Consider the following 12,168-nt stretch of genomic DNA (forward strand, 5'->3'; position numbering starts at 1 on the left):
GCCGGTTCCCGACCGAGATGGACGGCCGGTTCCCGACCGAGATGGACCCAGCCGAAACGGGCACGAGCGGACCGGCGGCGATCCGCGGCCGATGAACGACCCGAGCCCACGTTCCGACCGCGCCGACCCGGCCGACGGAGGGTGGGGAGATGGGCGTTAGCGTCTCTGCGTCCACCGCCATCGTCGTCGCGGGGATGTTCTTCGCGTTCACCGCGTTCTACCCGGTCGCGGCCAACGGCTTCGACCGCGTCACGGACGCCCGGCACGCCGAGACCGAACGGGCGCTCGAGCGGCAGAACACGGCGTTCGCCGTGACGAACGCGACGTACGACAACGCGTCCGCGGAGCTCACCGTCGAGGCCGAAAAACGACGGGGCGGTCGGGCTCGTCGCGGGCGACGCGACGCTCGTGGTCGGCAACGAGTACGTCGACGTGGGCGGCGCGGCGACGGACACGACGGTCGACGGCTACAGCGACACGGAACTCTGGCTCGGCGGCGAGACGCTGACCGTAACGGTCGACCAGGGTGACCTCGACACGAACGTCACGGACGGAACCCGCGTCGTCCTCGTCGTCGAGTCCGGCGTCCGCGCCGCCGGAACCGTCACGGAGGTGAGCGGGTAGATGGCGAGCGTCCCCGTCTCGCACCTCATCCTGTTCGTCGCGAGCCTCGTCATCGCCGCCGGCGTCGTCGGCACCGTCACGACCGGGGTCGACCGCGTGAGCGCGGCCGTCGAGGACGCCGGGCTCGACGCCACGGAGCAGCTCCGGACCGACGTGACGGTCATCTCCGACGCGCAGGCGGGGGTGTACGACGACGGCAGCGGCGAGGTGACGCTGCTCGTGAAGAACACCGGGACACAACGGCTCGCGCCGGACGGCTCGGGGATCGATGTCGTCTTCGACGGCGCGTACGTCCGGCCGAGCAACACGACCGGGGAGCTGGTCTCGGCCGACGACGGCGCCACGTGGGACCGCGGGGACGTCCTGCGGCTGACCATCGACACCGGCACGCTGGCGACCGGCGACCACCGGGTGTACCTCACGACAAACGGCGACGAGGAGCTGTTCCGGTTCCGGGTGGAGGCCTGAGATGCCGCGCGCAGACAACCTGCTGTCGCTCGGGCTCGGCGATCGCGACCGGCTCAACAAGGAGCTCGGCGGCGGGATCCCGCGGGGGAGTATCGTCCTCATGGAAGGTGACTACGGCGCCGGCAAGAGCGCCATCTCCCAGCGGTTCGCCTACGGCCTCGTCCGGGAGGGCGCCTCGGTAACGATAATGTCGACCGAACTCACCGTCCGCGGCTTCATCGACCAGATGCACTCGCTGGAGTACGACGTGGTGACGCCGATTTTGAACGAGGAGCTGCTGTTCCTCCACGCCGACTTCGACTCCGGCGGGGCGTTCTCCGACGGCGACGGGGAGCGCAAGGAGCTACTCAAGCGGCTGATGGACGCCGAGGCGATGTGGCGATCGGACGTGATCTTCCTCGACACGTTCGACGCCATCTTCCGGAACGACCCCACGTTCGAGGCGCTCGTCCGGAAGAACGAGGAGCGGCAGGCCGCCCTCGAGATCATCTCCTTCTTCCGGGATATCATCTCGCAGGGGAAAGTCGTCGTGTTGACCGTCGACCCCTCGGCGGTCGACGCCGACGCGATCGGTCCGTTCCGGTCGATCGCGGACGTCTTCCTCGAACTCGAGATGATCGAGGTCGGCAGCGACATCCGCCGGCAGATCAACGTGAAACGCTTCGCGGGGATGGGCGAACAGGTCGGGGACACGATCGGGTTCTCGGTGCGGTCGGGGACCGGAATCGTCATCGAGAGCCGCAGCGTCGCCTGACGCGCCCGAATCGACCATGACCCACAGTAGACCATGACCGAACACGGAACCGCGAAGCCGTCCGACGACCTCCGACAGGCGGCCATGCGGCGGCCCCACCTCAGAGAACACCTCCGCGAGTTCAAACAGATCACCGGGGAGTTCCCGCAGTTCGTCGAGGAGCCGAAACCGGAGTACGAGTCCGACCGCCCCAACGTGATCTACCCGGTCGGCGGACCGATCTACAGCCACATCTACGGCGACCTGGGACAAGACACCAAGTACTACACGGTCGAACCGGAGGTGTCCGGTCCGCAGGCGGCCGTCCTCGACGAGGTGAAAAACCGGCTGCTCGCCGTCAGCGGTCAGCACAGCGCTCCCGGCTCCGAGGCGGAGTACGACGACCTCATCGAGGAGCTGTTAGAGGAGGTCACGCACATCGACGACGCCGCGACCGGGTGGAAACGCGGCGTCTCGAAGGTGCTCAACATGGGGAAGCTCTCCGTCACCGAGGAGACCTACGAGAACATCCGCTACCGGCTCAACCGCGACATCGTCGGGCTCGGTCCGCTGGAACCGGTGATGCGGGACCCGGCCAACGAGGACATCCACGTCATCGGCCCCAGCGAGTGCCACGTCGACCACGGCACCTTCGGCATGCTGGAGACGACTGTCGACTTCGGCTCGAAACAGCGCTTCGACAACTGGCTGCGCAACATGGGCGAGCGAATCGGGGACCCGCTGTCCGACTCGGACCCCATCGTCGACTCCACGCTGCCGGACGGCTCGCGTATCAACATCATCTACTCCGACGACGTCTCGCTGAAGGGCTCCTCGCTCACGATCCGACAGGGCGAGGAGGTGCCGCTGTCGGTGAACCAGATCACCGACTGGGGGACGCTGTCGCCGGAGCTGGCGTCGTACCTCTGGCTCTGTCTGGAGAACGAACAGACCGTGTTCGTGGTCGGCGAGACTGCCTCCGGGAAGACGACGACGCTGAACGCGATTCTGTCGTTCATCCCGTCCGACTCGAAGATATACACCGCGGAGGACACCGCGGAGGTCGTGCCGCCGCACAACACCTGGCAGCAGCTCCTGACCCGCGAGGGCGGCGGCGAGGGCTCTTCCGACGTCGACATGTTCGACCTGGTCGCGGCCGCGCTCCGGTCGCGTCCCGACTACATCGTCGTGGGCGAGGTCCGTGGCGCCGAGGGGCGCATGGCGTTCCAGGCGGCTCAGACCGGCCACCCGGTCATGCTGACCTTCCACGCGTCCGACATCGTCTCGATGATCCAGCGGTTCACCTCCGACCCGATCAACGTCCCGGAGACGTTCATGGACAACGCCGACGTCGCGCTGTTCCAGAACCGGGTGAAACAGGGCGAGACGTGCTCCGGCGGGTGACGAGCGTCCAGGAGATCGAGGGGTACTCGAAGGAGATGGAGGGGGTCGTCACCCGCGAGGTGTTCACCTGGGACCCCGTCGAGGACGACATCGTCTTCCAGGGGATGAACAACTCGTACGTGTTAGAAGAGCAGATCGCGACGCTGCTCGGCTACGCCGACACCCGCGACATCTACGACGACCTGGCGTTCCGGGCCGAGCTGATAGAGCGCATGATCGGGGAGGACATTCTGGGCTACCACGCGGTGAACCGGGCCATCGACGCGTTCCAGCGCGACGGCGTCGAGGGGCTCCCCTTCGATATGCACCGGAACGTGAGGTGACCCGTGGCGGTGCGACAGGTCGGCGACGGGCTCGCGACCGCGGCACAACTCACCGGCGACGTCCTGGCGTCTTACGAGAAGCTCGACATCTCCAAGCGGACGTACGTCGGGGCGGTCCTGGTCCCTGCCGTCGTCGTGTTCCTCGCGACCGTCGCGGGGCTGTTCGTTCTTCCCCTGCCGCTCTCGGCGCGGATCCCCGTGCCGATGTTCGGCGGGCTCGTGTTGGTGGCGGCGATCGTCTACCCGAAGATCTACCTCAGCAGCCTGGAGACCCAGATCGACAACCAGCTCCACCTCGTGATGACCCACATGACGGTGCTGTCGACGACGAATATCGACCGCATGGAGGTGTTTCGGACGCTGGCGAACGAGGGAGAGTACGGGGCCGCCGCCGAGGAGATCCGCCGGGTCGTGCACCTCGTCGACACCTGGAACCAGAGCCTTGACGACGCGTGTCGCCGGCGGGCGGAGGAGGTGCCCTCGGACGCGATGGCCGACTTCTTCGACCGGCTCGGCTACACGATGGGCGCCGGCCAGTCGTTAGAGGCGTTCCTCGTCTCCGAACAGGACGTCATGCTGGCGAAGTACGAGACGCGCTACGAGTCGTCGCTGTCGAACCTGGAGGTGATGAAGGACCTCTACATGTCGATGATCCTCTCGATGACGTTCGCGCTGGTGTTCGCCATCGTGCTCCCGATCCTCACCGGGAACGACCCGACGGCGACCGTGGCGGCCGTCATCGTCCTCTTCGTCTTCGTCCAGCTCGGATTCTACGCGATGATCCGAGCGACCTCGCCGTACGACCCGATCTGGTTCCACCCCGACGGGCGCGCCCCGGGCGACCTGAAGCTCTGGGCGTCGCTCGGGATCGGAGGGGGCCTCTCCTTCATCCTCATCGGGATCACGACTGCCGGGATGTTCGGGTACGGGCCCGGACTCCCGGGCTTGTTGTGGTTCCTCGACGACGTCCGGCTGCCGCTGTACATCGCGGTCCCCATCTCCCCGCTCGTCGTTACGGGCGTGATCCTCCGGCAGGAGGAACAGGCGATAAGCGCCCGCGACCGCGAGTTCCCGTCGTTCATTCGCGCGCTGGGCGCCACCGAGAGCGCGAAGCAGTCGACGACGACGGACGTGCTGACGACGCTGCGCGAGAAGAACTTCGGCGACCTCTCGCCCGCCATCGAGCGGCTCTACCGCCGGCTCAACATGCGGATCAGCACGGCGGGTGCGTGGCAGTCGTTCACGCACGACACGCGATCGTACCTGATCCAGAAGTTCTCGGAGATGTACCTCGTCGGCCGGCGGATGGGCGGCGACCCGAAGCTGCTCGGCGAGCTGATCTCGGCGAACATGAACGCGGTGAACCAGCTCCGCGAGCAGCGGCGGCAGGCGGCCGTCACGTTCATCGGCCTGCTGTACGGGATCACGGCCGCGGCGACGTTCGCGTTCTTCATCGGGCTGGAGATCGTCGCGATCCTCGCCGACCTGACGGCTGACTTCGGGATCGACCAGATGGACATCGGTCAGATCGTCTACCCGAGCGCGTACGACATCCCGCTCATCGAGTACCTGTTGCTCACCGTCGTGCTGTTCAACGCCGCGCTCTCCTCGCAGATGATCCGGCGAATCGACGGCGGGAACCCCGCCAACGGGTACATCCACTTCGTGCTGTTGACGTGGCTCGGCGCCGTGACGGCAATCGCGACCCGGACGCTCGTCAACGCGATCCTGTCGATCTGAGCTGTCGATCCGGTGTCGTGGAGCCACGCTCTCGTCCCCGGATCGAGCCCGCCAGCGACGGACGACGCGGCCTTCTCGCTCCGGCAAGCTTTAACGCCGCGACCGGCAACAGACGGGTATGAACTGGCAGACCGACTGGGGGCTGCGTGGACGGATGGCGTTCACGATGTTCCTGCTCTTCGCCCTCTACGTCGTGTTCGTCGGCGTGTTGACCACGTACTTCGGCAACTTCCTGTTCCCGCTGATCATGCTCGGCGGGTTCTCGATCGCGCAGTACTTCTTCAGCGACAAGCTCGCGCTCCGGAGCATGGGCGCCCGCGAGGTCGACGCCGACGAGTACCCGGACCTCCACCGCCGGATCGATCGGCTGAGCCAGCAGGCCGACCTCCCGAAACCGACGGTCGCGGTCGCCGACACGCAGGTGCCGAACGCGTTCGCGACCGGCCGGAACAAGAAGAACGCCACCGTCGCGGTGACCACCGGCCTGCTCCGGTCGCTCGACGACGACGAGCTGGACGGCGTGCTCGCCCACGAGCTGGCGCACGTGAAGAACCGCGACGTGATGGTGATGACCATCGCGTCGTTCCTCTCCACCATCGCCTTCTTCATCGTGCGGTGGGGGTGGCTGTTGGGCGGCGACAACCGGCAGGGGGCGCCCGTCATCGTCGCGATCGTCGTCTCGCTTCTCGTCTGGATCGTCTCGTTCCTTTTGATCCGCGCGCTCTCGCGGTACCGCGAGTACTCCGCCGACCGCGGCGCGGCGCTCATCACGGGCCAGCCCGGCGCGCTCGCGTCCGCGCTGATGACGATCGACGGCCGGATGGACCGCGTGCCGAAGGAGGACCTCCGCCAGGAGGCCGAGATGAACGCGTTCTTCATCATCCCGATCCGCGCCGGCTTCATCGGCAAGCTCGCCTCGACGCACCCGTCGACGGAGAACCGCGTCGAGCGGCTCCGCGAGCTCGAACGCGAGATGGAGACCGCCTGATAGAACCCGGACTCGTTGCGGTCAGTACAGGTCCTCGAGACCTTCCTCGACGTGCGCGTGTTCCTCGGCGGGGAACGCCCCCTCCTCGACCGCGTCGCGGTACGCCGAGACGGCGTCGAGCATCTCCTCGCGCACGTTCCCGAACCGCTCCGCGAACGGCGGCGACCACTCGCCGAACCCCACCACGTCGTTGATCACGAGCACCTGCCCGTCGCAGTCGGGACCCGCGCCGATCCCGATCGTCGGGATCCCGACCGCCTCGGTGATCGCCCCGGCGAGGTTCGCGGGGACGTGCTCCAGCACGAGCGCGAACGCCCCGGCCTCGACGTGCGCCTCCGCCAGGTCGATCATCTCGGCGGCGGCGTCCCGGTCGGTCCCCTGTCTGGTGTATCCGCCGAGGCGGTTGACGTGCTGGGGCGTCAGTCCGAGGTGCGCCATCACCGGGATCCCGACCTCGGTCATGCGTCGGGTCGTCTCCACGGTGTGGGGACCGCTCTCGATCTTCACCGCGTCGCGTCCGCCTCCTTCAACAGCCCGCCGGCGTTTCTCACCGACTCCGCCTCGTCGACGCCGAACGACAGGAAGGGCATGTCCGCGACGACGAGGGCGTCCTCGGTCGCGCGCGCGACGACGCGGTGCGGCTCGCGACCTCGTCGTACGTCACGGGGAGCGTGGAGTCGTAGCCGAGCACGGCGTTGCCCATGCTGTCGCCCACGAGGATGACGTCGATCCCGGCCTCGTCGACGACTGCCGCCGTCGGCGCGTCGTAGGCCGTCAGCATCGTGATCGGCTCATCGCGGTCCCGCAGTTCCCGCGTCGTGGTCATGCTCGAACGATCCCGGCCGACCGGTTAAAGTCGCCGGGATCCCCGGCGTCGATCCGCGCGGGGCGCGTCCCCGCGGCCGACGCGACTGGGGACCGTCACCGATTTGCACGTCCGTCCCGGAGCCTCGGCCGTGCAACCTGTCGAACGGGCGGAGTTCGAGGGCGTCGACTACGCGTGGGTGATGCAGACGACGTTCGTCGTTACCATCCTCGTCGGCGCCCCGGTCGTCGCCGTCCTGTCCGCGTTCGTCACCCTCGACTCGTGGGGGGACCGAGCCGCCTTCGCGGTCCGGGTCGGCGCGCCGATCTGGTTCGTCACCGCCGTCGCGGTGGCGGCGTACGCGAGACGGGCGGACGCCGGTGACGGCGGCGTCGCCGGCGCGGATGGCGACGAGGCGAGCGCGCCGAGCGACGTCGACATCGACACCGACGACACCGAAGACGCCGACGACACCGACGACACCGACGCCGACGCCAGCGGTGGCTCCGATCGCGGCGACGATGGCTCCGGTCGTTCCGACTCCTAATCTCGGTCTCGGTCGCGTTCAGCGCTCGATCAGCTCCGACGCCCACGCGAACGCGACCCCGGCGCGCTCGGCGGCGACGGCGTCGCGGCGCGAGTCGCCCACGAACAGGGCGTGTTCCGGCTCGGCACCGAGCCGCTCGACCGCCGCGAGCAACGAGTCCGGCTCCGGCTTGTGTGACCCCACGGTGTCGCGGCCCACGATCGCGTCCGCCTCGACGGCGGCGTCGAGTCCGTGCGTCTCGACCGCGATCCGACAGGCGTGTTCGCAGTTGAGCGAACAGATCCCGACCGGGACGGCCTTCGCGCGCTCCCCGTCGGTGCCGTCCCGGTCGGTGCCGTCGCGCAGCCGCTCGCCGAGCGGGAGCAGCGTCGACTCGCGCGCGCCGGTGCGCTCGTGGAGCGCGATGGCCTCCTCGACCGGCGCGCCGATCCCGTACTGGTCGGCGGCCTCCAACAGCCCCCCACAGCTCGTCGGTCGGCGGCTTGACCGCGCGCTCGGCGTACACGTCGAGGACGGCGTCCGCGACGGCCTCCCAGTCGACGGCGAGCTCCACGAGGGTGCCGTCGAGGTCGTAGACGACCGCGTCGTAGACGGCGGGGTCGACCGGGGACCCGCTCATCGGCCCAACACCCCCCGCGCGACGATCGTCTTCTGGATCTCGGTCGTCCCCTCGTAGATCTCCGTGACCTTCGCGTCCCGGTAGAACCGCTCGACGTCGAAGTCGGTCGTGTACCCGTACCCGCCGTGGATCTGGAGCGCCTCGTTGGTGACCGACATCGCGGCCTCGCTGGCGCGGTACTTCGCCTTGGCGGCCGCGACGCGAGGGTCCTCGCCCGCCTCCGCCTGTCGACACGCCTCGCGGACGAGCAGGCGGGCGGCCGAGACGTCCGTCGCCATCTCCGCGACCGTGTGTCGGACGGCCTGGATGTCGGCGATCGGCCCGCCGAACTGCTCGCGTTCCGTCGCGTACGACGTCGCGGCGTCGAGCGCCGCCTGCGCGAGCCCGACCGCCTGCGCCGCGATCCCGATCCGCCCGCCCGTGAGCGCCCGGAAGGCGGCCGAGAGCCCCGCACCCACCTCGGTGAGCCGGTTCGCGGCCGGGACCCGGCAGTCGTCGAGGGTGATCCCCGTCGTGTCGGACGCCCGGAGGCCCAGCTTCTCCTCTTTCGGGCCGACCTCGAACCCCGCCGCGTCGGCCGGCACGAGGAACTGGGTGATCGCGGTTTCGTCGTCCGGATCGTCGCCGGGAGCGTCGTCAGGAGCGTCCCCCGGACCGCTTTCGTCGCCGGGGTCGCTTTCGCCGTCAGCACCCTCGGCGTCGGCGGCGGCCTTCGCGAACACGACGGCGACGCCGCCTCGCTCCCCGTTCGTGATCCACTGCTTCTCCCCGTTGAGCGCGTACTCGTCGGTCTCCGGGTCGTACGTCGCGGTCGTCTCCATCTCGGCGGGGTTCGAGCCCGCTCCCGGCTCCGAGAGACAGAACATCCCCACGGGGCGCCCCTCGGCCATCCTCGGGAGCCAGCGCTCGCGCTGGGGCTCGCTCCCGAACTCGGCGAGACAGGTGGCGACGAGACAGTGAACCGACAGCGCGGTCGCGACGGCGAGCGATCCGTACGCCAGCTCCTCGTTGACGACCGCGTAGGTCGTCGCCTCGGCGTCGAAACCGCCGTACTCCTCGGGGACCGTGAGTCCCGTCATCCCGATGTCGACGAGCCCGTCCCAGACGTCTTCGGGGAACGTTCCGGTCTCGTCGGCCGCGGCCGCTCCGGGGCGCACCTCCTCGACGGCGAACTCCCGGACGAGATCGCGGACCGCCCGCTGCTCGTCCGTGAGCGACGATCCGACGCGTGCTCCGGTCATGAGGACCCGTTCGGTCGCGTCGGGAAAAAAGGTGCGCGATAGTGGTGTGTTGTCAACTACCAAGGATCGTGTTATCGAACGTCACGTGGCAGGTTATCGAACACCACGAAGTGGCCCCGTTCGAACTCACTCCCAGAGGGGGTACAGCTCGTCGCGCGGCGCCTCGGCTATCCGCTCGCCGTCGAGCAACACCGCTCCCGGACCGTCGCCGGTCGTCCCCTCGCCGCCGGTCGCTTTCCCGTCATCCGCGTCCGGATCGGCCGCCCGCACCTCGCCGATCACGCCGACGTCGACGTCGATCGAGGCGAGCGCGTCGACCGCCTCGTCGACCCGCTCCGGGGGCACCGCCGCCAGCAGCGCGCCCGACCCGAACGTCGCGAGCGGGTCGACGCCCAGCGCGTCACAGCAGGCCCGCGTTTCGGGTCGAACCGGGACGCGGTCGCGCTCGACGGCGAGGACGGCACCGCTCGCGGCCGCGGTCTCGACGAGCGCGGTGAGCAGTCCCCCCTCGGTCGGGTCGTGGAGAGCGGTCGCGGCGTCGCGGATCGCCCGCGCGTCGCGGATCACGCTCACCTCGTCGAGGAAGCCGGCAGCCGCATCGAGCGTCGCCGCCGAGACGCCGGCGTCCAGACACGCTTCGCGGAAGTCGGTCGCGAGGATCGCGGTCGCCTCGATGCCGGCCCCCTTCGTGAGCAGGAGCTTCTCGCCCGGCGACGCGCCGCCGCTCGGGACGAACCGGTCCGTGGTGCCGAGCGCGGTCATCGAACAGAGCGGCCGCTCCAGCGACGGCAACACCTCCGTGTGGCCGCCGACGATCGCGACGCCGAGGGCGCTTGCGGTCTCGTCGACCTGCGTCGTGACCGTCCGCCGCCGCGCCGGATCGTCGTCCGGCAGGAAGAGCGTGTGCGTGAGCCATCGCGGGTCTGCGCCGCTCGCCGCCACGTCGTTGCACGCGACGTGGACCGCCAGCTCGCCGACCGCGTCGGCCGCCAGCGACAGCGGGTCGGCGGCGACGACGAGCGTCCCGGCCGCGCCGTCGAGGTCGATCGCGGCGGCGTCCTCGCCGTAGGCGGGACCGAGGTCGACGGCGGGGTCGTCCGCCCCGGTCGCCGCGAGCACCTCAGCGAGCGCCTCGGGGCCGAGCTTCCCCGTCATCGGTCGCGGAGCCACGCGACGACCGCCTCCGGGTCGGCGTCGAGGCCGCCGCCCTGCGCGAACGTCGGTCCACCCCCACCCCCGCCGCCGAACGCGTCCGTGACCGCGTCGACGACGGCACCGGCGTCGATCGCCGGAGTCTCGCTCTCGTCGTCGCCTGGGGCGTCCGCGCTCCCCGCGACGTCGTCCGCGACCGCGACGACGACGAAGGGCGCGTCGCCGGTGCCGACGGCCGCGAGCGCGTCCGGGGCGTCGTCCGTCTCCGCCGCCCCGCCACCCACGATCGCGTCCGCCGGGCCGCGCAGGTCGTTCGGGTCCGCGCCGTCGACGGTCCCGATCGCCCACGTCGCGCCGTCGACCTCGGTCGTCGGGAGTTCCCGGAGGCGGGCGGCGAGCAGGTCGGTCCGCGTCGCGCGGAGGTCGTCTTCGAGCCGGTCGGCCTCCTCCCGGAGCCGGTCGACCGCGTCGGGGAGGTCGGCGACGCGGGTGTCGAGGGCGGCCGCGGCGTCGAGGGCGGCGGCGTGGACCGCGGCCTCGTGGTCGATCGCCGTCGGGCCGACCGCGAACTCGACGCGGGTGACGCCCTCGCCGGGGTTGGAGCGCTCCAGCACCGAGATCGGGCCGATCTCGGCCGTGTTCCGGACGTGCGTCCCGCCGCAGGCGGCGACGTCCCACGGATCGGCGGCCGTCTGCCAGTCGGTCTCGCCGTCCATTCCGTCTGCTCCGTCTGCTCCACCCGCTCTGTCCGCTCCGTCTCCGACGACGTCAGCATCCCCGCCGACCGTCACGACGCGGACGTCCTCGGTGCCGCTCATCGCGCCCTCTTCGGTCTTCGTGTTGAACGCGATTCCCTCGATAGCGCGGGCTTCGTCTTCCGGAAGCGTCTCCCACGAGACCGGCAGCGAGTCCCAGACCGCCCGGTTCGCGAGCCGCTCCAGCTCGACGAGGTCCGCGTCGTCGAGCGGCGCCGCGGTGGTCAGATCGACGCGCACCTTCTCCGGCGCGATGTCGAACCCCGCGTACCCGAGGTCCTCACAGGTCCGGCGGGCCGCGCCGTAGAGCACGTGCGAGGCGGTGTGCGCCCGGGTGCAGTACGTCCGGAACGCGTCGTCGACGACGCAGGTGACGGTCTCGCCCGGCGTCACGTCGTCTGGGCCGTCGGCCAGCAGGTGGACCACCCGGCCGTCCCGGTCGACGACGCGTCGAGGACGGCCCCGTCTATCGTGCCGCGGTCGGCCGGCTGGCCGCCCGACTCGGCGTAGAAGTACGTCTCGTCGAGGACGACCTCGCGGCCGTCGACGCGTTCCACCGTCGCCTCGAACTCGCGGACCGCCGGCTCGGCCGGCGCGCGTGACGCGGTCATTGCCCGGTCGTGGGGCGCGGCCGAATAAATAGCTGGGCACCGGCGATTGTTTATAACTGAACGACGCGGTGCGGCCGGCGCGCTCCGGTGAGCGGCCGCCGGAGGCGGCAGCGAACCGAGCGCGAGGGAGGCGGCGAACGCGAGCGGCGAAGCCGCGA

The 12,168-nt window shown here is 69.9% G+C and carries 7 protein-coding genes and 5 pseudogenes; 7 read left to right on the forward strand and 5 right to left on the reverse strand.

The genetic code is table 11. From position 1 onward, the window contains the following. Positions 1-149: 149 nt before the first annotated feature. From GJ633_RS08955 to htpX, 6 genes and pseudogenes are all read left to right on the forward strand, one after another. Positions 150-624 (forward strand): annotated as a pseudogene (locus GJ633_RS08955) (flagellin). Beyond that, complete coding sequence (locus GJ633_RS08960; RefSeq protein WP_156588544.1) at positions 625-1,092, forward strand: flagellar protein G; 468 nt, start codon at positions 625-627, stop codon at positions 1,090-1,092. It begins immediately after the preceding pseudogene. Position 1,093: 1 nt separating this feature from the next. Then, on the forward strand, positions 1,094-1,846 hold the full coding sequence (locus GJ633_RS08965; RefSeq protein WP_156588545.1) for an ATPase domain-containing protein: 753 nt from the start codon (positions 1,094-1,096) through the stop codon (positions 1,844-1,846). A 33-nt stretch (positions 1,847-1,879) separates the two neighbouring features. Then, positions 1,880-3,552 (forward strand): annotated as a pseudogene (locus GJ633_RS08970) (type II/IV secretion system ATPase subunit). 3 nt (positions 3,553-3,555) lie between these two features. Then, on the forward strand, positions 3,556-5,292 hold the full coding sequence (gene flaJ, locus GJ633_RS08975) for an archaellar assembly protein FlaJ (protein WP_321168993.1): 1,737 nt from the start codon (positions 3,556-3,558) through the stop codon (positions 5,290-5,292). A 118-nt stretch (positions 5,293-5,410) separates the two neighbouring features. Next, positions 5,411-6,280: a zinc metalloprotease HtpX gene (gene htpX / locus GJ633_RS08980; RefSeq protein ID WP_156588546.1), complete on the forward strand. Its 870-nt coding sequence runs from the start codon at positions 5,411-5,413 to the stop codon at positions 6,278-6,280. 21 nt (positions 6,281-6,301) lie between these two features. On the opposite strand, the pseudogene panB reads toward htpX, so the two are convergent. Beyond that, positions 6,302-7,106 (reverse strand): annotated as a pseudogene (gene panB, locus GJ633_RS08985) (3-methyl-2-oxobutanoate hydroxymethyltransferase). Positions 7,107-7,236: 130 nt separating this feature from the next. Here panB and GJ633_RS08990 point away from each other — a divergent pair. Continuing rightward, complete coding sequence (locus GJ633_RS08990) at positions 7,237-7,632, forward strand: DUF5822 domain-containing protein (RefSeq protein ID WP_321168994.1); 396 nt, start codon at positions 7,237-7,239, stop codon at positions 7,630-7,632. Between the two features lie 18 nt (positions 7,633-7,650). On the opposite strand, the pseudogene GJ633_RS08995 reads toward GJ633_RS08990, so the two are convergent. From GJ633_RS08995 to GJ633_RS09010, 4 genes and pseudogenes are all read right to left on the reverse strand, one after another. Next, positions 7,651-8,251 (reverse strand): annotated as a pseudogene (locus GJ633_RS08995) (HAD family hydrolase). Further along, positions 8,248-9,492, reverse strand: coding sequence for an acyl-CoA dehydrogenase family protein (locus tag GJ633_RS09000; protein ID WP_156588547.1), 1,245 nt, complete (start codon positions 9,490-9,492; stop codon positions 8,248-8,250). Before GJ633_RS09000 ends, GJ633_RS08995 begins: the two are co-directional and overlap by 4 nt. A 126-nt stretch (positions 9,493-9,618) precedes the next feature. After that, positions 9,619-10,647 carry an AIR synthase family protein gene (locus tag GJ633_RS09005; RefSeq protein WP_156588548.1) on the reverse strand — a complete coding sequence of 343 codons (1,029 nt, stop codon included), beginning with the start codon at positions 10,645-10,647 and terminating at the stop codon, positions 9,619-9,621. Beyond that, positions 10,644-12,010 (reverse strand): annotated as a pseudogene (locus GJ633_RS09010) (alanyl-tRNA editing protein). The gene GJ633_RS09005 and the pseudogene GJ633_RS09010 overlap by 4 nt, the downstream one beginning before the upstream one ends. Positions 12,011-12,168: the final 158 nt, after the last annotated feature.

Source organism: Halorubrum sp. CBA1125 (assembly GCF_009742825.1).
Taxonomy (GTDB): Archaea; Halobacteriota; Halobacteria; order Halobacteriales; family Haloferacaceae; genus Halorubrum.

What these genes read in the sequence shown, in the direction of transcription:
- GJ633_RS08960 (WP_156588544.1), top strand. Translation starts at nt 625, where the DNA reads ATGGCGAGCGTCCCCGTCTCGCACCTCATCCTGTTCGTCGCGAGCCTC.
- GJ633_RS08965 (WP_156588545.1), top strand. Translation starts at nt 1,094, where the DNA reads ATGCCGCGCGCAGACAACCTGCTGTCGCTCGGGCTCGGCGATCGCGAC.
- htpX (WP_156588546.1), top strand. Translation starts at nt 5,411, where the DNA reads ATGAACTGGCAGACCGACTGGGGGCTGCGTGGACGGATGGCGTTCACG.
- GJ633_RS09000 (WP_156588547.1), bottom strand. Translation starts at nt 9,492, where the DNA reads ATGACCGGAGCACGCGTCGGATCGTCGCTCACGGACGAGCAGCGGGCG.
- GJ633_RS09005 (WP_156588548.1), bottom strand. Translation starts at nt 10,647, where the DNA reads ATGACGGGGAAGCTCGGCCCCGAGGCGCTCGCTGAGGTGCTCGCGGCG.